The organism is Pseudoalteromonas sp. PAST1 (genome assembly GCF_021532515.1).
Classification (GTDB): Bacteria; Pseudomonadota; Gammaproteobacteria; order Enterobacterales; family Alteromonadaceae; genus Pseudoalteromonas; species Pseudoalteromonas simplex.
On the sequence record NZ_JAKGBH010000001.1, the window covers coordinates 172,092 to 194,477 of the forward strand.

19 protein-coding genes and 1 riboswitch are annotated in these 22,386 nt (G+C 42.1%); of the genes, 12 read left to right on the forward strand and 7 right to left on the reverse strand.

All coding sequences use genetic code 11. The annotated features are described in order from the left end of the window. Positions 1 to 123: 123 nt before the first annotated feature. A complete protein-coding gene (locus L1272_RS00770) occupies positions 124 to 813 on the reverse strand; it encodes a spermidine synthase (protein WP_138602475.1) in 690 nt (229 codons plus the stop codon). A gap of 226 nt (positions 814 to 1,039) precedes the next feature. Between L1272_RS00770 and L1272_RS00775 the strand changes: the two genes are divergently transcribed. Then, positions 1,040 to 1,933, forward strand: coding sequence for a bifunctional GNAT family N-acetyltransferase/hotdog fold thioesterase (locus L1272_RS00775; RefSeq protein WP_054552401.1), 894 nt, complete (start codon positions 1,040 to 1,042; stop codon positions 1,931 to 1,933). A 40-nt stretch (positions 1,934 to 1,973) separates the two neighbouring features. On the opposite strand, the gene L1272_RS00780 is transcribed toward L1272_RS00775, so the two are convergent. The 5 genes from L1272_RS00780 to dapA form a co-directional block, all read right to left on the reverse strand. Further along, a complete protein-coding gene (locus tag L1272_RS00780) occupies positions 1,974 to 3,011 on the reverse strand; it encodes a phospholipase A (RefSeq protein WP_054552402.1) in 1,038 nt (345 codons plus the stop codon). A 186-nt stretch (positions 3,012 to 3,197) separates the two neighbouring features. Next, complete coding sequence (locus L1272_RS00785; RefSeq protein WP_138602471.1) at positions 3,198 to 4,316, reverse strand: succinylglutamate desuccinylase/aspartoacylase family protein; 1,119 nt, start codon at positions 4,314 to 4,316, stop codon at positions 3,198 to 3,200. Between the two features lie 5 nt (positions 4,317 to 4,321). Then, a complete protein-coding gene (locus tag L1272_RS00790; protein WP_194442214.1) occupies positions 4,322 to 5,527 on the reverse strand; it encodes a PLP-dependent decarboxylase in 1,206 nt (401 codons plus the stop codon). Then, the gene (locus L1272_RS00795; RefSeq protein WP_054552405.1) at positions 5,527 to 6,267 is read right to left on the reverse strand and encodes a 2,3,4,5-tetrahydropyridine-2,6-dicarboxylate N-succinyltransferase; all 741 of its coding nucleotides are present in this window, start codon (positions 6,265 to 6,267) and stop codon (positions 5,527 to 5,529) included. The genes L1272_RS00790 and L1272_RS00795 overlap by 1 nt, the downstream gene beginning before the upstream one ends. Positions 6,268 to 6,281: 14 nt before the next feature. Beyond that, positions 6,282 to 7,166, reverse strand: a complete 885-nt coding sequence (dapA, locus tag L1272_RS00800) for a 4-hydroxy-tetrahydrodipicolinate synthase (RefSeq protein ID WP_138602467.1) — start codon at positions 7,164 to 7,166, stop codon at positions 6,282 to 6,284. 137 nt (positions 7,167 to 7,303) lie between these two features. Next, positions 7,304 to 7,500: riboswitch (Lysine riboswitch) on the reverse strand. Between the two features lie 183 nt (positions 7,501 to 7,683). On the opposite strand from dapA, the gene L1272_RS00805 reads away from it, so the two are divergent. From L1272_RS00805 to L1272_RS00835, 7 genes are all read left to right on the forward strand, one after another. Beyond that, positions 7,684 to 8,379 (forward strand): DNA-3-methyladenine glycosylase I, encoded by a 696-nt coding sequence (locus L1272_RS00805; protein ID WP_054552407.1) that lies wholly within the window; start codon positions 7,684 to 7,686, stop codon positions 8,377 to 8,379. 8 nt (positions 8,380 to 8,387) lie between these two features. Continuing rightward, complete coding sequence (locus tag L1272_RS00810; protein ID WP_194442212.1) at positions 8,388 to 9,800, forward strand: protein adenylyltransferase SelO; 1,413 nt, start codon at positions 8,388 to 8,390, stop codon at positions 9,798 to 9,800. A 329-nt stretch (positions 9,801 to 10,129) separates the two neighbouring features. Beyond that, positions 10,130 to 11,191 (forward strand): OmpA family protein, encoded by a 1,062-nt coding sequence (locus tag L1272_RS00815; RefSeq protein ID WP_199529774.1) that lies wholly within the window; start codon positions 10,130 to 10,132, stop codon positions 11,189 to 11,191. Between the two features lie 449 nt (positions 11,192 to 11,640). After that, on the forward strand, positions 11,641 to 12,711 hold the full coding sequence (locus L1272_RS00820; RefSeq protein ID WP_054552410.1) for an OmpA family protein: 1,071 nt from the start codon (positions 11,641 to 11,643) through the stop codon (positions 12,709 to 12,711). Between the two features lie 296 nt (positions 12,712 to 13,007). Then, a complete protein-coding gene (gene acnB, locus L1272_RS00825) occupies positions 13,008 to 15,605 on the forward strand; it encodes a bifunctional aconitate hydratase 2/2-methylisocitrate dehydratase (protein ID WP_054552411.1) in 2,598 nt (865 codons plus the stop codon). 195 nt (positions 15,606 to 15,800) lie between these two features. Further along, entirely contained in the window at positions 15,801 to 16,433 is a 633-nt protein-coding gene (locus L1272_RS00830) for a 2OG-Fe dioxygenase family protein (RefSeq protein WP_054563473.1), read from the forward strand. Between the two features lie 9 nt (positions 16,434 to 16,442). Continuing rightward, complete coding sequence (locus L1272_RS00835; protein ID WP_235372568.1) at positions 16,443 to 17,681, forward strand: cysteine desulfurase-like protein; 1,239 nt, start codon at positions 16,443 to 16,445, stop codon at positions 17,679 to 17,681. Positions 17,682 to 17,780: 99 nt separating this feature from the next. Here the strand turns inward: L1272_RS00835 and L1272_RS00840 are convergent, their stop codons facing one another. Further along, entirely contained in the window at positions 17,781 to 18,485 is a 705-nt protein-coding gene (locus L1272_RS00840; RefSeq protein WP_235372569.1) for a 2OG-Fe(II) oxygenase, read from the reverse strand. 36 nt (positions 18,486 to 18,521) lie between these two features. On the opposite strand from L1272_RS00840, the gene L1272_RS00845 reads away from it, so the two are divergent. The 4 genes from L1272_RS00845 to L1272_RS00860 all read left to right on the forward strand — a co-directional run bounded on the left by L1272_RS00845 (position 18,522) and on the right by L1272_RS00860 (position 22,365). Then, positions 18,522 to 18,920 (forward strand): acyl-CoA thioesterase, encoded by a 399-nt coding sequence (locus L1272_RS00845; protein ID WP_187489512.1) that lies wholly within the window; start codon positions 18,522 to 18,524, stop codon positions 18,918 to 18,920. A gap of 82 nt (positions 18,921 to 19,002) precedes the next feature. Beyond that, entirely contained in the window at positions 19,003 to 19,581 is a 579-nt protein-coding gene (locus tag L1272_RS00850) for an anthranilate synthase component II (RefSeq protein ID WP_235372570.1), read from the forward strand. A 48-nt stretch (positions 19,582 to 19,629) separates the two neighbouring features. After that, positions 19,630 to 20,790 carry an HDOD domain-containing protein gene (locus L1272_RS00855; RefSeq protein ID WP_138602479.1) on the forward strand — a complete coding sequence of 387 codons (1,161 nt, stop codon included), beginning with the start codon at positions 19,630 to 19,632 and terminating at the stop codon, positions 20,788 to 20,790. A gap of 369 nt (positions 20,791 to 21,159) precedes the next feature. Continuing rightward, the gene (locus L1272_RS00860; protein ID WP_054552417.1) at positions 21,160 to 22,365 is read left to right on the forward strand and encodes an aspartate aminotransferase family protein; all 1,206 of its coding nucleotides are present in this window, start codon (positions 21,160 to 21,162) and stop codon (positions 22,363 to 22,365) included. Positions 22,366 to 22,386 lie beyond the last annotated feature (21 nt).

Consider the following 22,386-nt stretch of genomic DNA (forward strand, 5'->3'; position numbering starts at 1 on the left):
CGCTAACTGCGTTATAAATTTCTCATTTAGAACAACTAAATAACGAAATTTTTGCCTTGTTATCAACGAGGTTTTATTGCCTCAAAATAGACTACTTAATTAAGCGGATTGGTATAAGTATTTTTATTTTTTGATCATCACGATATGATTCACGTAGTCGGGGATTTTTACAATGCTTGGGCGCTTGCCAAACTCGGTGATTAGCAGGTGCTCAAGTTGTTTTAGTTGCGATGGGTGATTGGATAAAAAATTAATGAACAACAAGCCATCTTTTGCCATCGCTGCTCTTAGTTTGGTGTAAAACAGGTGCTTGTATAAAAATAATGGTGCATCTACCTCACTGAATAAATCTAAGATGATCCAATTGTATTCGTTGTTTTGCTCTAATACTTGCTGCGCATCAAAACAGTGCAGGTTATTGGCATGGTCGCCACCAAAGTAACGTTTATAGCAGTGAATTATGTCGGGGTTTTTATCAACCGATGTCAGTTGGCTATCAGGGTAGGTGTGCTGTAAGTAGTTACGAATAGCACCACCGCCTAGGCCTAATTCTAAAATCTTTTTCGGTTCCTCTAAGTCTTGCCATAGCTTTGCAAGGTATTGTAAATGAGGGAAAAGTAATCTGGCAGGTCGGCGTTTTTCAATGACCGATTGCAGAGTTTCGTTGATCAGTAACCAGCGTAATTGGTTAAGTTGCCTAACTTGAATACTGTAATTGCCTTGTTTATGCCAATAAATGAGCTGCCCTAATCGGTGACAGTCCTCAATAAAACTATGTTTTACTGCGCCACTGGGTTCAAGAAAATGTTCCATATTTCGGGCCTTTAGCGTGTTATTATAATAATTAGACAATTATTTCAGCATAGACCAGTAAGCATAAAGTGCAATTGTGCATTGGTTTTTACAGCTGTGAATAATAATTTAGGCTGGGTCACCAAAGTATTATTCCAACTTGATAGAAGATCGCGTATCGTAATTCGCATTCAAAAGGCCATGAGAAAAACAACAGACCCGTGGCTGAATTATCACAGGAGTTTTTATGTTTAAAGTGACCACCCCGCAAAGCAGCGAAGATTGGCAAGCGTACTATTCATTACGTTGGCAGGTTTTAAGAGCACCCTGGGGCGAGCCGCGCGGTTCTGAACAAGATGACTTAGAGCAAGACGCTGAGCACCGCTTTATCAAAAATAATGATGGCGAAGTATTAGGCGTAGCTCGCCTGCATTTTAATAATCATCAGCAAGCGCAAGTTCGTTATATGGCGGTTGCTGAAGGTAATCGTAACCAGCATATTGGTAGCCGTTTATTACATGAATTAGAAAAAATCGCATGGACTCAAGATGCAGATGAACTGGTATTGTTTGCTCGTGAGCGAGCCCTTGATTTCTATAAGCGTCATGGCTACGAATTAAAAGAAAAAGCACACCTTGCCTATGACGATGTACAGCATTGGAAAATGGTAAAACAAAAACCCTCTGAGCCGGGTTGGTTCCGTCATCCAAACTGGACACAAGTACTACAAAACACGTGGCGTGAGTCGATCCCTATCAGCGATGCAATGGGAATTAAAGTAGAAAGCTATACCGATTGGCAGTTTACTACGCGCGCTGATCTAGATGCGAACTTAAATCTTCATAACACTATGTTTGCCGGCTCGATTTATAGTTTAGCGACCTTAACAGGCTGGGGCGCAACTTACCTAGCGCTTAAAGAAGCTGGCCTTGAAGGGAATATCGTGTTAGCAGATGCCAACATTAAATACCTTAAACCACTGAATAACGATCCTCGCGGGAGTGTTGAGTTGGCTGGCTGTAAAGGCAAGTTGGCGGAGCTAGAGGACAATGGCAAAGCAAGCTACCATGTGCCAGTGAATGTATACGATGGTGATGTGCTAGTAGCAGAATTTGAAGGTCACTTCATCGTTAAAAAATAACGAATATTCAGAGCGAGCTAACTAAAGCTCGCTCTTTAAGTTAAAGCAAGTCAGTTAACAGAATACCCACACCAAAACGTTCAATATCGGCGTTGTAATCAATTAAGCTCTCACCATAACCATTAAAGTATTGTGCATAACCACGTAATCTGCCCCAAAGAGGGAAAGACCAGTCTAGTTGGATTGCGCCGCGGTTATCTGAATTTAAGTTATTACGGGTCATAAAGCTAAACTCATGCTCGTTGTAACGGTATGCACCCGAGAATTCAAAGTAACCCATGTATTTGTAGATATCAGGGTTGTCATCACCTTTAGCTTCTAGTTCATCGTCTTTTTTGTCTTCAGGAATGCGGTACCAAGGCTTAAAGCTAAATACAAAGCCATCTTTTTCCCATAAGAAGTCAGCATAGATACGGTTCCACGAACGTGAATTAGGCTGGCTGCGGCCATTAGATTGATGTGAAGCACCAATTGCAATCGCCATTTCATCGCCCCAAAGCACATGCTCAGGATCAAGGTAGTTCACCCAGAAGATCTCTGGTTCGTAGTTTGTTTCACGAAACGGCGATGAAATATCTTTATTGTAAAATTGCCAAAACGATTGCATGGTAAATGCAAAAAATACGCCCTGATCTTTATCAGAGAAGTCTTCGAAGATTGGCACTTTAATTGATAGTTGATATTTTACTTCCAGGTTATCAAGTGGCTCGCCATCAGTTTGCTCAGCAAGGTCTTTTAGGCCATCAAAAGGGCGCTCATTCGGATTAGATACGTAAGAAAGCGGTAAAATATAGTTACGCTTATGTGGGGTGATCACATTACGGTTTTTCTTGCTCACTTCTTCACGCGCTTTACGTTTGTCTAAAGCGGTGAGCTTTTTGCTTTCATCTAAATCAGAGCACTTTTTACGAAGTTCTTCGAGTGTTTGCTTGCCGTCACCGCCAATAGCTTCGTTCAAAATACACTGCTTTACGAGTTCTAGAGCATCATCTTGTTCGTTAGTTTGTGGTTGTTCAGTTTGAGCAAATACAGGTACAGAAAATAAGCCAGCGGCTGCCAGCCAAATGCGCCATCCCATTGCAGTTCCCTTTCAGTAGACTTGTAAGTAGGTATAATTATAACGATTTTTACATAAGTAACCGTGAACTTGTACTGAATTGTTGAAATTTTAGGTAAATAGAGAGCCCCAAGCTAAGCTTGGAGCCCTGCTGTAACGGCCTAAGAGCATAAGCCGTTGACTCTCACGCAATGAGAAGGGATGAGCTTATAGCTCAAATACGTTGGTAAAAAACTTATAAAGTTCGGTACCTTGATTCACGCTTGCTGAAGCAAAATGCAAAATAGCAATGGCGTCTTTATCAAAACTTAATGTTTGTAGCGGCTGCTCAGAAAGGTAGCGCTCCATTCTTAAAATATGGGCGATAGGCTCACCAGCTTTAATATGGCCGCCCAGTGGGGCAAGGTATTCAACCATGCCACCCATAGGGGCATAGTAAGCTACATAATCTTCAAGCATGCAGGCATAGCGTGTCATCGCTTTTGGATGATACGCAGCATCAACTAATACCTCTTTTTGATTGAGGTAACTTAAAATGCTATTTGCATCTTCAAGTGCCGCACTTAAATCGATTTTTTCTTGGCTACCAAGTTCAACAGTGAATGCTTCGACTTGAACAGCAAATTCACGGCCTTGTTTGGCAAGCTCTTCAGATAGTGACCACCATGGGCAGAAACTCGCTTCATCCATCGCGCCATCAAAATCACTTGGGATCAGTAACACATGCTCGATGTTGAAGTAGCTTGCGCTGTCTTTGGCGTATTCAGGGCAATATAAGTGCTTACTTGAGATAGGCCCAGTGTGAAGGTCTAAAACAATATCTGCCTGATGGGCAAGCTTTTGCAAGTTAAGGGCAATACGCTTACCCGTTGTTAGGCTGTAATCAGGGCCCGTTAATTGACTATCGATGTCAGCAACGAGTGCCTGTTTAAACGCCGCTTTAAGGGTCGCATCATCACAGTCTTTGTGCTGTTCAGCAATCTGTGACGGTAACGCTTTATTAAAGCGGTACATGCGGTTCCAGTTGGTGCCCGTAATTGGATCGAAGCGACCTAAAGTAAACTCACCTGATTTTTGATTGCAACCAATAGGGTTGGCATAAGGCACTAGGGTAATATCGCCACGCAGCTTGAGTGATTTTAGCTGCTCAAGCAATTGATAAATTACTGCATTACCTTGTACTTCAGCGCCGTGCATATTGGCTTGTATATACACGTTTGGGCCTGTGCCATCCCCTTTTAAGCGATACACTGGGATTGTCAGAGGTAGGCCGTTGGCAATCTCGCCAACCACAATATTCTCTTGGCTGATTAATTCTTTACTCATGGCGATTACCTTAAATAATAACTGGCATCTTCAGCGCTACGAATGCACTCAATATTGCCTTGTTCAAGGATGTATTCAGCCGCTAATTCGTGGCATAAAAAGTACGGCATACTTTCGGTAAAGCCATACGCGCCACATTGGCTGAATACCAACCAGTCTTGCTCATTTAAATCGCTCGCTAATTGGTGTTCACCTAAGCAATCAAGGGCGGTGCAAAGTGGGCCGTATAAAGTCATTGCCGCAGGCTCAGCCGTCGATTCGCGAAGTAAGGCCGCAGGGAAATCTTGGCTTGTCACAGCTGGGCGAAGTAAATGGTTAATACCGCCTGATAAAATCACCTGCTGTTGATTGTAATTTACTTTACGCTCAACAACTGGCGTTGCGTAATGGCCGCATTCGCCCACCGCATAGCGGCCAAGTTCCATCCAAAGCTCTTTGACACCGGCATCTGCTTTAATGCTAGCCAAAGTCTCAATAAGTGCAGACCAATCGAGTCGGTTAGCATTTTGAGTATAAGGAATGCCTAAGCCACCCCCTAAGTCGAGAATATTAAGGTTAATGTTTAATGAGCGTGCTAGCTGTTGCAGTGGCGCAATCATCGCGCGCCATAGCTCGGCGAGCTTGTCAGTGCTCAGCATATTGCCCCATTGGAAAATATGCAGACCATCAAAGCTAAGAGCTGGGTAATCACTTGCAGTGAGTGCTTGCCACTCATCGCAGCCCAAACCAAAAGGAGTAAGGTTATCGCCGCCAAGTGGATTCTTTTCGCTGTCTGGCCAACGAAGTTGAACACGCAATAGAACTTGCAGCTGACAATTTGCTTTTGTTGCTTGTTCGTTTAACCAGCGCACTTGGTTAATGCTCTCGGCGACAAAAGTACGTACGCCGCGAGCAATAAAATGTGAAATTTGTTTAGGGCTCTTTGCAGGCCCAGTGTTGAGCACGCGCTCGCTATCGATGCCTTGGGCAAGTACTTGCTCAAGTTCACCTTTACTTGCAACATCAAAGTTAAATCCTGCGCTGTCTAAACATTGAATAATGCGAGACAACGGGTTGGCCTTAACGGCATACCAAAGTTTCACATCGGTTTGCGCAGTCAGTTGATTTAAATGTGCAGTTAATTTATCTAAATCATAGATAAAAAATGGCGTATCAAGATGCGTTGAAACTTGCTCAACCGCTTGCTTGATGGGCGTGCTCAAAAAGCTCATTAACGTAAAACCTCTTCTAACAGTAATGATGCATCGCTTTGTTCATCACGGTATTTCACGATCAATGCACACGACATGCTAAGACCTTGTTCACGAGCCCATGCATTTGAAGCTGGGCGAGAGCCTGGGATCACAATCGCGTTTTCTGGGATGGCTTCACCTTTGTCTAGCTGGCGTTCGTTAACGCAATCGTAGACAGGAATAGTTGCAGATAAGCGTACACCTGGCGCAAGTACAGCACCTTTTTTCACAACCACACCTTCAACAATAACGCAGCCTGCACCGATGAATGCGTCATCTTCAATAACCACAGGGCTGGCACCAATTGGCTCAAGCACACCACCTAATTGTACTGCTGCACTTAGATGAACATTTTTACCCACTTGTGCGCATGAACCCACTAATGCGTGGCTGTCGACCATCGTGCCTTCGTCGATGAACGCGCCAATATTTACATATGCTGGTGGCATGATAATGGTGCCTTTAGCAACGTGTGCGCCACGACGAACACTGCTACCACCTGGTACCATACGCACGCCAGCATCGGCTGCAAAGCCTTGTGGAGCTAAGTTGTGCTTATCAACAAAACCACCCGGGAACTCAGTGTTTGTGCCATTTTTAAAGGCTTCTAAAATGCCTTGTTTAACTTCAACATTGGCGTGCCAGTTGCCGTTCTCGTCTTGTGTTGCCGCGCGAACTGCGCCTGATTCTAAGTTGTTTAATAATTCTAACCAGCTCATGATAAAACCTGTTTTTAGTTCCAAGATAAAATTGTGTTGTTTGCGTGGGTGATGCTGTCTGTTTGCTCAAGCTCTAAATGCGTAAGCGGCGGACGTAAATGCGGGGTATTTATTTTACCTTGCAGGTGCATCAGTACTTTTACGGGGATTGGATTTGCCACAGCGAATAAACTTTGAATCGCTTGCGACCAATCGGTGAATAGATTTGGGTATTGACCACTTAAACTGCGTTTAACAAACTCATGGGTTTGACTCGGCCAAGCATTCGCGGCAACCGAAACTAAACCTTTTGCTCCTGCTTGAGCAAAATACGGCATAAGAGCATCATCGCCACTAAATATGGCCAGTGTTGGCGATGCCGTTCTAAAGCCTTCAAATTTGCTAATGTCGCCACTGGCTTCTTTTAAAGCCCAAAGATTTTTGTGGTCAGCAAGGTTTTTGATCACCTGCGGTGAAATCTCAACTGCACTGCGTCCAGGTACGTTATACAGCATACATGGGTGATTACTTGCATCAAGAAGGCTTTCAAACCAATGTGTTTGGCCAACTACCCCAGGTTTTGCATACAGAGGTGAGCCCAATAGATAGCCATGAATAGGTAGTTGGTTGCAGTATTCAACCCAAGCAACTTGTTGCTTGAGGTTCATGCCGCCCACAGCAACCATGAGTGGTACACTCGGTGCTAATTGGCAAACATGCTCAACGATGGCTTGTTGCTCTTTGAGTGAAAGCGCCAGTCCTTCACCGGTACTGCCAAGTAATAAAATGCCGTTATTTGCATCTTGCTGCTCAGCGACCAGTTGTTCAAGGGCCGTGTAATCGACCTCGCCAGATTCAGAAAATGGCGTGACAAGCGCTGTCCATAATGGATAGTCGTTTAAATCAAAATTGTTGATCATCTCTCACGAACTTATAAGGTATTCGAAGAGTTTATGCGGGAACATTTGAATGGAGCCGCATGTCGTCGTTCGAACAAGGTATAATTCGAAGAGCGAATGGGCTTAAAATAATAAAGACGCGACGGCCTTATTATACTAAGACCAGAAGCTCTCCACCAAACTAATCAATAGCACTTTGCTATTGTTGGTGACAGTCGCTGGGATTCAGCCCAGTCGCCCGAAATAAGCACCTCACAAACGGTGTTACTTCTCGGCGTTAATTCCCCTCACGTATGATCAACAGAGTCTGTGCTCTTCCCATACGCTACCTGAATAACGCACCTCTTCCAGCCCTTTATGCTCGCTTTAAAGGTTAAAGCCAACATACTTAAATAGGGTATTTGCAGCGATTAAAGCATTTTAGCCGTCTAGGTGTCAAGGCGAGGAATTTGTTTTTTAGTGACCGAATTTGCAACATGGTTACGTATAACCGTGTTTTTACGTACACTTAGCGCTAACCAAATCAATTGGAAAAATGATGGAAAAATTTAACGATATTTATCAACGAGCCGTATCTCGAAAGGGCAGTGAAGAAATGCTGCAAGCACTGTTATCAAACCCGCTCGACGATGCTGATATTGCTAAAATGCATGACGATTTATGGTTAGAAGAGTTCACGCGTAAAGTCTTTCAAAGCGGTTTTTATTGGTCTGTTATCAATAATAAATGGGCTGGTTTTCGTGATGTGTTTTGGGATTTCAGTGTAGAAAAATTGTTGATGATGCCGCCAGATATGCTCGAGCAAAAAGCCAGTGATGAGCGAATTGTTCGTAATTTTAAAAAAGTACAAACGATCCCAGAAAATGCGTACATGATCCACGAAGTTGCTGAGAAGCATGGCAGCTTTAGCCAATTTATTGCAGATTGGCCTACTGACAATATTATTGGTTTGTGGGCTTATCTTAAAAAGCATGGTGCGCGTTTAGGGGGAAATACTGGCCCATACGCTTTACGAGCGCTTGGTAAAGATACTTTTTTACTTTCTCGGGATGTAGAAGCCTATTTGCGTGCCCATGAGTTGATAGATGGCGGCTTACAAACTAAAAAGTCACTGCAAGCAGCGCAAGATTTTTTCAACGAATTACAACAGCAAAGCGGTTACAGCCTGCAGGCACTAAGCCAACTAGTGGCCTATGGTGTAGGCGATAATCGTGTGGGTGTCGCAACACGTTAAGGACAGTTATGAAACTGCAAACTCGATACACAGATATTAGTGAACTACTTGCTATCAAGGATATGCCGAGCGCCGTTGCCGAGCCGCAATTACTGCTATTTAATGACAAGCTAGCTGATAATTTCGCAATTAAACACGACAGCGAATTTTTAGCTAAATTGCTATCTGGTTCAACGATAGATAACGACGTTGCACCGGTTGCTCTTGGTTACTCAGGTCATCAATTTGGTCATTTTTCACCGCGTCTTGGTGATGGTAGAGCGCATTTACTTGGGGCTATTGCAGATAAAGATGGCACATTGTGGGACTTGCAGCTAAAAGGCGCTGGAGCAACAGTGTTCTCGCGCGGTGGTGATGGTCGCTGTGCCATTGGTCCAGCTGTTCGAGAGTACATTATGAGTGAGGCACTTCATGCGCTTGGCATCGCAACTACGCGCTGTTTAGCTGTGGTTACAACTGGCGAAACGGTATATCGTCAGCCACCACGCCCGGGGGCAGTTGTTACTCGCCTAGCTAAAAGTCACATCCGTGTTGGTTCATTTCAATACTTAGCTACACAAGGTGATATAGAAGGGCTAGAGAAGCTCGTTGATTACGCAATTAATTGTCATTTTCCTGACATTAACAGTACGGGTGAGCAGCGTTATATTGAGTTTTTAACTGCTGTACTCGATAAGCAAATAGAGCTGGTTATCAGTTGGATGCGAATTGGCTTTATACACGGTGTGATGAACACAGATAATACCTTGATTAGTGGTGAAACCATTGACTATGGCCCTTGTGCGATGATGAATCAGTTTGACCTAGACACGGTATTTAGTTCGATTGACCATCAAGGGCGTTATGCATTTGGAAATCAACCGAATATTGCTAATTGGAATATTGCACGCTTGGCTGAAAGCTTAATTCCGTTATTTGCTGATCAAGAGAGTGCCGTCGAACAACTCTCACCGGTTGTAAATGGCTTTGCAGCTAAATTTAATGATGCATTTAATACTATGTGGCAGCAGAAATTAGGATTAGCAGGTCAGCACGAAGGCGATCATGCTTTAGTTTCAGAGTTGCTAGGTTTAATGAAGCAACATCAGCTCGATTATACTAATACTTTCAATGCTCTGACTGAATCTTTACTTGCGGATTTTGCAATTCCAACTAGTTTAAAAGAGTGGCATAAAAAGTGGAACGTGAGGACTTCGTCTAAAAGTTATGAAACTATGCGCGCTGTTAATCCTGCAGTCATTCCACGTAATCATACTATTGAAATGATCCTAGCGGAATACGAAGCATCGGGAGAAAGTTCATTAAAAGACGCCTTTTTAGAAGCATTTAACGATCCATATGTTTACGATGAGCGTCAATTTGAATGGCTTCAGGCCCCAAAAGATTATGATAAAAATTATCAAACTTTTTGTGGGACCTAGTCATTTAAATTAACTAGGAAAATTCCTATTTATTGAATTTAACTGTATGCTGATTGAGCGCTCTAATAGGCGGTGGTATTATAGGTTTTAGGCTAATCTATTGCTTTAAAAGATGATCTCATACGGTATTCGAAGCTGGTTTGGTCATACATTTAATCGCTTATCTACGAAATTAGGCTAGGCTATTATTAGTACCTTAATAGTTATGGATTAATTAATAAGTTGAATGTCAATGCAAAGTAACTAATCGTTTTTTGTATTGTTAAAGTTTTGATTACTCAAAAAATACGAGCTCTTACGAGCTTTATTATGAAAATGGGAAGGAAACAATGAAACTGAAATCACTGACTATAGCTTTGGCACTTGCTGCAACTAGTGCTTCAACATTTGCTGCTGAGAAACAAGGTTTTTATATCGGCGCATTTGGCGATTACTATGATAATTCATGGGAAAATGTTCGCGATTACGCACCAGGCGGCCTTGATGTTGATGATTCAACAGGCTGGGGTTTAGAGCTGGGTTATCGCTTTAGCGATTACTGGAGTGCTCGCTTAGAATATGCTGATATGGATTTTGACTGGACCGCTGAACTAAACGATGGCACATCGATGAGCGGTTCTGAAAGTGGTAAGCGTTACGGTATTGATGGTTTATATCACTTCGGTGGTGGCCCATTTTACGGTATTTTTGGTTTGAAAAACCTTGATGCTGTTGATGAGGATTTAATGTTTGCAAACGTTGGTGCTGGCTACCAACACTACTTCACAGATAACTTTGCTTTCAATGCCGAAACTTCTTTGTACCAAGGCCTTGATCGTGGTTACACCGATGTGGGTGCTAAGTTAGGTTTAAGCTATATCTTTGGTAATCAAAGCAGCTCTGCGGCTCCTGTTGAGCCAGCTCCTGTAGTAAGTGGACCTACAGATAGCGATAACGATGGCGTAATGGACGCTGATGACCAATGCGCAAATACACCAATGACTGATGCGGTAGATAGCAAGGGCTGTACTCTTTATGAAGAAAAAGAGGCAACAATCACTTTACTAGTTACTTTCCCGCATGATGTTGCAGAAGTACCAAATAAATACTTCAGCGATATTGCTGATGTTGCAGCATTTATGAAAGAAAACGAAGGCACATCAGTTGTTCTTGAAGGTCATGCATCAGCAGTTGGTGATGCGGATTACAACATGAAGCTTTCTGAAAAACGTGCTAAAGATGTAGCTGAAGAGTTAGTTAAAGACGGTATCTCATCAGATAGAATCTCTACGGTTGGTTATGGTGAAGAACGCCTGAAGAACAAAGCATATACGCTTGAAGCGCATGCAGAAAATCGTCGTGTTGAAGCACAAATTAGTACGGTTGAACGTGTAAAGGTTATGCGTAAGTAATAGATTACTATTAGCTTATTGTAATTTATTAATAATCTTGAGATTAAAGCTGAACTATTTTTATGGTTCAGCTTTTTTTATACCTTAAAAACGCATTTACTTTTTTAATAAACGCGATACTCTTAAAGGTATACGGCATGGTATAAAAATAAGGTACACTTATATTGATTTGAATCATCGCAGCAAATGGGTGATTATTGTACTATGTTCTTATTGTTATCTCGTGTAATTATCACTAGGTAAATTAGAGTTTTTTTGAGCACTGTTAATTTGGTATGGCATTCTATGGCATTTCGACGGTGCTAAACGTCACTTTTTTAGGTGGTGTTTTGAAATTAACAAATTTATTGTAGTTTTAGTTTATTAAGTTTGGATTAATTACTCATCATCTATCTTGACAGAGTTTAGGCTACACAGCCTTTAGTTACTTAAATGGAAGGGAAGGAAACATGAAACTAAAATCACTAACTATAGCTTTAGCGCTTGCTGCAACAAGTGCTTCTAGCTTCGCTGCTGAAAAGCAAGGTTTTTATATTGGTGCGTTTGGCGATTACTATGATAATTCATGGGAAAATGTTCGTGACTACGCACCAGGCGGTCTTGATGTTGATGATTCAACAGGCTGGGGTCTAGAGTTAGGTTACCGCTTCAGTGATTACTGGAGTGCGCGTCTAGAATACGCTGATATGGATTTTGACTGGAAAGCTGAATTAAACGACGGTACGTCGATGAGTGGTTCAGAAAGTGGTAAGCGTTACGGTATTGATGGTCTTTACCACTTTGGTGGTGGTCCTTTCTACGGTATTTTTGGTTTAAAAAATCTTGATGCGGTTGATGAAGATTTAATGTTTGCTAATGTGGGTGCAGGTTATCAACACTACTTTACAGAGCATTTCGCATTTAATGCAGAAACGTCTTTATACCAAGGTCTAGATCGTGGTTATACAGATGTGGGTGCTAAATTAGGTCTTAGCTACATCTTCGGTGCTCAAAGCGCGCCAGCTGAGCCTGTAGAGCCTGCTCCTACGGTTGTTCCTGTTGCTGTAGAACCAGTAGATAGCGATGGCGATAATATCCCTGATGCAGACGATCAATGTGCAAATACACCAATGACTGACGCTGTGGATGGCACTGGTTGTACGCTATATGAAGATCGTGAAGTAACTAAGAGCTTACTAATCACGTTCCCTAACAACACATCTAAAGTATCTCAACAATACCTAGATGATATTGATGCTGCAGCAGCATTCTTAAAAGAGCACCCAGGTACTGACGTAGTGCTTGAAGGCCATTCTTCATCAGTAGGTAAAGCTGACTACAATAAGTGGTTATCTAAGAAACGTGCTGATGCGGTTGCTAAGAAACTAATCGAAGATGGCATTGATCCAATGCGTCTAACTACTGTTGGTATGGGTGAAGAGCGTCTTAAAAACCCAGCAAACACACCAGAAGCTCACGCCGAAAACCGTCGTGTTGAAGCGAAAGTAACTGTCATTGAACGTGTTAAAGTAGAGCGTTAATCTAACTCTTTACGCAAATTTTAAAAACCCAGCCTAGTGCTGGGTTTTTTCTTTTCTAAGTACTAGGAATTGGTTAGATAGGAATGATTCTTAATAAATATTCATTTGAATAGCGTTTTTTTCTAGTACTATTCATGATATTTATAGTGACTATTAAACTCCTTACTTACCGCATGGATTTTCATCTATACTTAAAAGCTTTATAATTAACTGTCAGAATACTATAAGTACTGGGTCTTAATTGGTATTTAGCTTAATACTACCGAGTACTTTCACGTCACCAAGAGGGCAATATTGTGCTACAAGAATATCGTAAACACGTAGAAGAACGTGCCGCGTTAGGTATCGTACCAGCGCCATTAGATGCTCAGCAAACGGCTGATCTTATTGAATTAATCAAAAATCCACCGGCAGGTGAAGAAGAGTTTATCGTTGATCTTCTAGTTAACCGTGTGCCACCAGGTGTTGATGATGCTGCTTACATCAAAGCAGGTTTCTTGGCTGCAGTTGCAAAAGGTGAAGCGAGCTCTCCACTTGTATCAAAAGAAAAAGCAGCTGAGCTACTTGGTACTATGCTAGGTGGTTACAACATCGCGCCTATGATTGACCTTTTAGATGACGAAGCGTTAGCGCCAATCGTTGTTAAAGGTTTATCAAACACATTATTAATGTTTGATGCTTTTTATGATGTAGAAGAAAAAGCGAAAGCGGGTAACGAATTTGCTAAGCAAGTAATCGAATCTTGGGCAAATGCTGAGTGGTTTGTGAACAAGCCTGCAGTTGCTGAAAAAATCTCAGTTACCGTATTCAAAGTAACTGGCGAAACAAATACTGATGATCTTTCACCTGCACCAGATGCATGGTCTCGCCCTGATATTCCACTACACGCTTTAGCAATGCTGAAGAACGAACGTGATGGTATCAATCCTGAAAAGCCAGGTGAAGTTGGTCCAATCTCACAACTAGAAGAGCTTAAAACGAAAGGTTTACCTCTTGCATACGTTGGTGATGTAGTTGGTACGGGTTCGTCTCGTAAATCTGCAACTAACTCTGTACTTTGGTTCATGGGTGATGATATTCCTCACGTACCGAACAAACGCGTTGGTGGTGTATGTTTAGGCGGTAAAATCGCTCCTATCTTCTTCAACACAATGGAAGACTCTGGTGCATTACCAATCGAACTACCTGTTGATGAGCTAAACATGGGTGACCAAATCGATATCTTCCCATACGAAGGTGTTGTTAAGCGTCACGGTACTGATGAAGTAATCTCGACTTTCTCTCTTAAATCAGACGTAATTCTTGATGAAGTGCGTGCTGGTGGTCGTATTCCATTGATCATTGGTCGTGGTTTAACTGATAAAGCACGTGCATCACTAGGTATGGAAGCAGAAGATATCTTCCGTAAGCCAGCGCTTGTAACTGACTCTGGTAAAGGCTTCACATTAGCTCAGAAGATGGTTGGTAAAGCATGTAACATGCCAGGCGTACGTCCTGGTCAATACTGTGAGCCGAAAATGACAACTGTTGGTTCGCAAGATACAACAGGTCCTATGACGCGTGACGAACTTAAAGACCTTGCGTGTTTAGGTTTCTCTGCAGACCTAACAATGCAGTCTTTCTGTCATACATCAGCTTATCCTAAGCCAATCGACGTAAACACTCACCACACACTTCCTGATTTCATCATGAACCGTGGCGGTGTATCACTACGTCCTGGTGACGGTGTAATCCACTCATGGTTAAACCGTATGTTATTACCAGATACAGTAGGTACTGGTGGTGACTCACATACTCGTTTCCCTCTAGGTATTTCATTCCCAGCGGGTTCAGGTGCGGTAGCATTCGCAGCAGCAACAGGTGTAATGCCTCTTGATATGCCTGAGTCAATCTTAGTACGTTTCAAAGGTGAAATGCAGCCAGGTATCACACTACGTGACCTAGTTCATGCTATCCCTTACTACGGTATCAAAGAAGGTCTTCTTACAGTTGAGAAGAAAGGTAAGATCAACGAATTCTCTGGTCGCGTACTAGAAATCGAAGGTGTTGAGCACCTAACGGTTGAGCAAGCTTTCGAACTTTCTGATGCATCAGCTGAGCGTTCAGCGGCAGGTTGTACTGTTAAACTTTCTAAAGAGTCTATCGCTGAATACCTTGAGTCAAACATCGTAATGCTTAAGTGGATGATCTCTGAAGGTTACGGCGATGTTCGTACTATTGAGCGTCGTATCACAGCAATGCAAGAGTGGTTAGCTAACCCAGAACTTATGGAAGCTGATGCAGATGCAGAGTACAAGCACGTACTTGAAATCGATCTTGCAGACATCAAAGAGCCAATCCTTTGTGCTCCAAATGACCCAGATGATGCGCGTCTTCTTTCAGACGTAACAGGCGAGAAAATCGACGAAGTATTCATCGGTTCTTGTATGACTAACATCGGTCACTTCCGTGCTGCAGGTAAACTACTAGATGGTTTCAGTGGCCGTATCCCAACTCAACTTTGGGTTGCACCACCAACGAAGATGGACAAAGACCAGCTTACTGACGAAGGTTACTACGGTATCTTTGGTCGCGTAGGTGCACGTATCGAAACGCCAGGGTGTTCACTATGTATGGGTAACCAAGCACGTGTTGCTGATAAAGCAACAGTTGTTTCTACCTCTACGCGTAACTTCCCTAACCGTCTTGGTACTGGCGCTAACGTATTCTTAGCATCAGCTGAGCTTGCAGCAGTAGCGGCAATCTTAGGTAAACTACCTACACCTGCTGAGTACCAAGAGTATGCAGATAAGATCAATGCAACTGCAGCTGATACTTATCGTTACCTGAACTTCCACCGTATGCCTCAATACACTAAAAAGGCAGACAAAGTAATCGTTCAGCAAGCTGTTTAATTTTAGCTAAATTAAATGACAAGAAAGCCCGCTTTTAGCGGGCTTTTTATTTTAGATAAAATTTCTAAAATATTTATAAATACGATCTTAAAGCTACATAAATCATCATCAGCGTTTACATAATAACGCAAAAATTTCCTACCAATTGCATTAAAATCCTCGCCAATATTCTCAACGTATTAAGGCGAGATCGAAATGACTACATTAAACAACCAGAACCTTTTACAGCTTCGTTTTGTAAGCCAAGCACATATTGACGCAGTTAAGCCTTCTTTTGCTAACCTACCTGCTAACCCATACGCAGATGGTGAATTTCGTAAGCGTCGTTATTCAGTAATTAAAGTTGTTGATGGTGAATTAAAACTACAACCAACAAAAGCATTCGTGCAAGATGACTCAATCAATACATTCCAAGGTAATGTTGAGCGTACTTATGAAAATCTAGAAGATAGCTTATTAGCGACTGATGGCATGAAGCAAATCGTTAATCAGTTCCGTGATATGACGGGTATCAGCGATGATCGCGATATTGAAATTCACCAATTCAGAATGCTTGCGATCGACAGCGACACTCCAGCTGCACCTGAAGGTGTTCATCAAGATGGTTTTGATCACGTATGCGTATGTGGCGTATCACACGAAAACCTAGAGGGTGGTGAGCTACTTGTTTATGAACACCAACAAGCTGAACCATGTTTCAAAATGGAAATCAAAGACGGCATGTTCGCACTGATTAATGACCGTGAAGTATGGCACAACGCTACACCAATGAATAAATTAGACGCAAGCAAAGAAGGTTACCTTGATTGCTTCGTACTAACTGCGTAAGGGTAAACTATGAACTTAACGCAATTACGTCGCCAGTTCCCTGCACTTATGCAACAAGTTGCAGGTCAGTCACCTATTTTCCTTGATGGCCCAGGTGGCTCGCAAGTACCACAGTCAGTTCTAAGCGCTATGAGTGCATATTTGGGTTACTTCAACTCAAACTTAGGCGGCGCATTTTTCTCAAGTGATAAAACGGTAGAGTTAATGGCAAATGCTCGCCAAGCTGCAGCCGATTTATTAAATGCGCCATCTAAAGAGCAAATCGTGTTTGGTGCAAACATGACAAGCTTAACGTTTAGCTTTAGCCGTGCCATCTCGCGTGATTGGACTGCTGATGATGAAATTATCGTCACCAATGCCGATCACTTCTCAAACGTATCATCTTGGCATCAAGCCGCTGAAGATAAAGGCGCGACAGTAAAAACTACCCTTATCAACGAAGCTGATTGCAGCCTAGATATGGCACATTTTGAAAGCCTTTTATCTAGTAAAACAAAGCTTGTTGCTGTGACATATGCGTCGAACACGACAGGCTCAATTAATGACATTAAACGCATCGTTGAGCTTGCACATGCTGTTGGTGCGCTAGTTTATGTTGATGCCGTACATTATGCACCTCATGAGCTAGTAGACGTACAAGCACTTGATTGTGACTTCTTAGCCTGCTCTGCATATAAGTTCTTTGGTCCTCACCTTGGTATTGTCTATGGCAAACGTGAGCACCTTGAAGGTTTCACACCATATAAAGTTGAACCTGCAAAAGATGTTGCGCCAGGTCGCTGGGAAACGGGTACACAAAGCTTTGAAGCGCTAGCTGGCTTAATTGCTGCTGTTGATTACATTGCTGCAATTAGTGAGCTTGATGATACTCATTCACGCCGAGATAAATTAGCTGCTGCATTTGCTATGACTAAACAGCACGAAATGACATTAAGTAAGCATTTCTTAACGCGTTTAGCTGATTACCCGCGCATCAAGTTGTTCGGTATTGATGATCTAGAGCGCGTAGCTTCACGCACACCGACTTTTGCTTTAACGTTTGAAGGCATCGAGCCACGTGTTGTGTCTGAATTTTTAGGTAAGCAACATATTTGTGTGTGGGATGGTAACTTCTACGCTCAAGGCTTATGTAAGCAGCTAGGTGTATTAGAATCAGGCGGTGTAGTACGCATTGGTTGTATGCATTACAACACAATTGAAGAGCTTGATAAGGTTTTTGATTTATTTGATCAATTACTGGCAGATTAAAGCTGAGTTGTTGGTTTTAAGCAGCCCGAGTGGGCTGCTTTTTGTTAGCATAAAAAGCGTGATATCAAACGTTGCATTCTTTCTACTAACAGCTTGCCGCTAAGATTGTGGTTGGCCATATATTTGTTCCGCGCGGTTGAATAAGACCCACGAGGTTAAAATATACTTATCATTTGAAATTGGCTTATTACCACGGTGTGTGTGGGTAAAATAGCCCGGTGCTACGACCATAGAACCCTGTTTAGGCGATATTTTTCGTTGTTGATAGTAAAACTCAGTTTCACCACCTTCTTCTACATCATTTAAATAAAACATAAATAACAGCACACGATGCAGAGCTTCGTTGTGGTCTGCTTGCGGATATACCTCGCTATGCCAATAAGGGTAACCACCTTTATTGATATCGTATTTTTGTGCTTGAATTGGACCCATACGAAAAATCTGCTGCACGAGTAATGGCAATTGTGGTTTGCCGACTTCTTCAAAGTTATCTTGTGTTAGGTCAACAGGTTTGCCTGTTTGCGGATGGTAAACCTTTAAACCAAAGGCGCCAATCATCATAAAAATATGCTCTTCAAGGTATTTGAAGACGTAACCCGCAGTCGTTTGTTGAATATGCTTAAGTTGCTCAGCGTATTCAGAGTGATTATTAAGGTATAAATCGCGGCTGTCTTTTTTCGCTAAATCTACTCCGCCTGAGGTAGTGCCTTGTTTTAAATGAGGGCTTTGTTCAAATACCGTGATAAAGTTGTCGCAAAATTCTTTGCTGAGGGCGTTTTCGTATACGCGAATAAAGTCCGTCATGAGCTACCTTTAGTTTATATTTTTTATAGGGTTACTATGTTTACTGAAACTATCACACCACGCTTTAGCGAAACAGATGTGCTAGGGCACATCAACAATACCGTACTCCCTGTATGGTTTGAAGCCGCCCGAGCGCCTATTTTCAGGTTTTTTACGCCTGATTTAAACCCTTATGAATGGAAACTGATCATTGCTAAGGTTGAAGTAAGCTTTGTGGGTGAGTTGTTTTATGGTCACGATGTCACAGTGAAAACCAGTGTTGAGCATGTCGGCTCTAGTTCATTCGTACTGCGCCAAGAGGCTTGGCAGCAGGATAACTGCTGTGCCGTTGGTAAAACCGTACTAGTACGTTACGACTTTGCAAATAAATGCTCGCAAAAACTTAATGAGCAAGAAAGGGCTGACCTCACAGCGCATCTAATCGCTGATGAATAAGCCATTTTTTGCCGACATTTATGTGTGCTTGGGGTAAAATGCGCCTTCATTATTTTGACTGAGTAATTTTGGGTTACACGCAATGCTGTTAATGATCGACAATTATGATTCGTTTACATACAACCTAGTGCAATATTTTCAGCGCTTGGATCAAGATGTATTAGTTAAACGAAACGATGAGATCAGTATCGCTGAGATTAAACAACTTAACCCAGAGCACGTCGTACTGTCACCTGGGCCCTGTTCGCCAAACGAAGCGGGTATTTCTTTACAAGTGGTGGAACAACTAAAAGGGCAGTTGCCAATTCTCGGTATTTGCTTAGGGCACCAAACCATTGCTCAGGCTCTGGGTGCTGATGTTATTCGCGCTAAGCAAGTGATGCATGGTAAAACATCATTAGTTAAGCATAGCAACCAAGGTGTGTTTAATGGTTTAGCTAACCCGCTGACGGTGTGTCGTTATCACTCACTTGTGGTTGATAAACAAAGCTTACCTAGTGACTTCACTATTACTGCATGGACAGAACAAAATTCTGATTTTGATGAAATTATGGGGATCATGAATAATGATTTAGCACTTGAAGGCGTGCAATTTCACCCCGAAGCAATTTTGACCCAACAAGGGCTTGAATTACTTGCTAACTTTTTAACTCGCTTCTAATCTTAGGCTAGTGAATTAACAAATATGACCGACAATACGCCTGTGCAAATGACTGAAGAAACCCGACAACAAAGGACTGCGATGGTGCTTAATGAGCGCGCGCACGATCTTTTGCTTGGTCATAGTTTTGCGCAGCGCCAAATTGGCTTTATTCATACCTTAGAAATCGATTATGGCGAGTCAATGGAGCAACGTACTTTATTAGAAGTAGAAGTTGCTGCTGAAAAAAAACGTCAGAAGGTAAGTACGGCGCATCATAAATATCGTGCTCAAGCGAGTAAGCAGTTACATCAAGTTATTGAAACAGCGATGAATAAGCAGCTTGAAGATATTGATACTGTAATTCACGAAACGATTGGGATTCAAGACAGTGTACCTGCTATTTTAGATATTTTAGCTGTACGTTCAGCTTCAGTGGGTCGACTTGAGCCTTTGGTTAAAGATTTAAGCTGGCTGGGGCGCGAGCTAGTCGCGTTTGTGAACTTGCCTTTTTACCGTCAACAACGTAATAAGCATACTTCCGTTAAAGTTGATAACCCGCTTTTAGCACTTCGTTACATTGGTTTAGATAACTTGAAGTTTGTCGTGCCGACATTTGCTGTACGCCACTGGATGCCCCATAGTACTGAGCCATTCCCGCTTTTAAAGCGTCGACTAAGAGATAATTCAATGGCGTGTGCCATTGCAGCGCAAGAAATAGCAAAGCTAAATGGCGTAAATGAAGAACATGCATTTACGCTTGGAATGCTGCTTGATGTTGGGAAGATTGCCTTAGTACGTTTGTATTTACGCACTTTTGAGCGAGTTTGGCAGCGTAAAGTAACTATGGCTCGTGATGAACAAAAGAAAGACTTGCATACTGCATTATTAGAGCTCAAGCCTGATCCTTTGTTTTTAAGTAGTTTGCTTAGCAAGTTGTCATTAAAAGTAACCGCAACAGTAATTGAACAAATGGCCTTTAGGTATTTACCATTTAATGCGGTGATGCAGCAGTTAACGACTCCATTAGCTAAAAACGATGAATATTTGCCGCTTACCAAGGTGATTTTAAAAGCACGTTGTTACGCTCAGTTTTTAAGTTTAAATGAGCATCAATTGGTCGAAAGTGACGAAACTGAGCGTTGGTTTGCACACTTCGATTTCACTAAGGAGGAGCTTGAACAGTTAGCTAAATGCAATTTTGAGCACTTTCATATCCAAATTAATTAAAAAAATTGTTAATTTTTTTGCGACTATTCATTCATTGTTTATCAATCCACAGCGACAAAGTTTTTGTCATTAGCCAGTGCTTGGCTCACTAGCCTTACGCCTTTTTGTAGTATTTCGAGCAAAAAAAGGCCTTCAAATAGTTATTCACTATCCATGAAAAAATATCTCAAGCCCTTTGTTTTCAAGGCCTGCATGAAAGTTTTCTAAGAGACATAACGAAAATTTTCTGAAATAATGGATGAATGAAAATTGAACCAAAGAGTAATTTTGGTGATTTTGCGCTAAGCTCAATCGGCTAAGTAAAATGGCTTAGTTTTGCTTTAAAGCGCCACCAAACTCTGTGTGTGCTTACAATTATGAGGATATAAAATGACAGTCAATCGCGAATTATTTGATCAAGTAATGGTTCCAAACTATGCACCATCAAGTGTTATTCCAGTTCGAGGCGAAGGTTCTCGCGTATGGGACCAAGAAGGTCGTGAATTTATCGATTTTGCGGGTGGAATTGCTGTTAACTGTCTTGGCCATTGTCACCCAGCTCTTGTAAGTGCATTAAAAGAGCAAGGCGAAAAGATTTGGCACTTATCAAATGTAATGACTAATGAGCCAGCGCTTCGCTTAGCTAAAAAGCTAACTGATGCAACGTTCGCTGAAAAAGTATATTTTGCTAATTCAGGTGCAGAGGCAAATGAAGCGGCACTTAAACTTGCACGCCGTTTTGCACTTGATAACTTTGGTGAGCAAAAGTCACAAATTATCTCATTCAACAAAGGTTTCCACGGCCGTACTTTCTTCACTGTAACAGTAGGCGGTCAAGCTGCATACTCTGATGGTTTTGGTCCAAAACCTGGTGATATCGTTCACTGTGACTACAACGATTTAGCGGCATTTGAAGCGCTTATCTCAGACAATACTTGTGCGGTAATGATGGAACCTCTACAAGGTGAAGGTGGCATTATTTCGCCAACTGCTGAGTTTGTTGAGGGGGTTCGTGAACTGTGTACTAAACACAATGCACTACTAATCTTTGATGAAGTACAAACCGGTGTTGGCCGTACGGGTGAGCTTTATGCTTATCAAGGTCTAAATGTAACTCCAGATATCTTAACGACTGCAAAAGCATTAGGTGGTGGTTTCCCTATCGGTGCGATGATCACCACAACTGATATTGCTAAGCACTTAAAAGTGGGTACTCATGGTTCTACTTACGGTGGTAACCCACTTGCGTGTGCAGTAGCTGAAGCTGCATTCGACACAGTAAATACACCAGAAGTACTTAACGGCGTTAAAGAAAAGTCAGCGTTATTCCGTGAGTTACTAACTGCGATTAACGAAAAGTACAATGTATTCACTGAAATCCGTGGCGAAGGTCTATTAATTGGTGCTGTAGTAACAGAGCAATTCAAAGGTCGTGCAAAAGAGTTTTTAGTGGCTGGTACTGCAGAAGGCGTTATGTCTTTAGTAGCTGGCGCTGATGTTGTTCGTTTCACTCCGTCACTTGTAATTCCAGAAGCTGATATCCGCGAAGGTATGGCTCGTTTCGAAAAAGCAGTTGCAAAAGTCGTTAACGGCTAAACGAAACTGTCATTTCAGGGC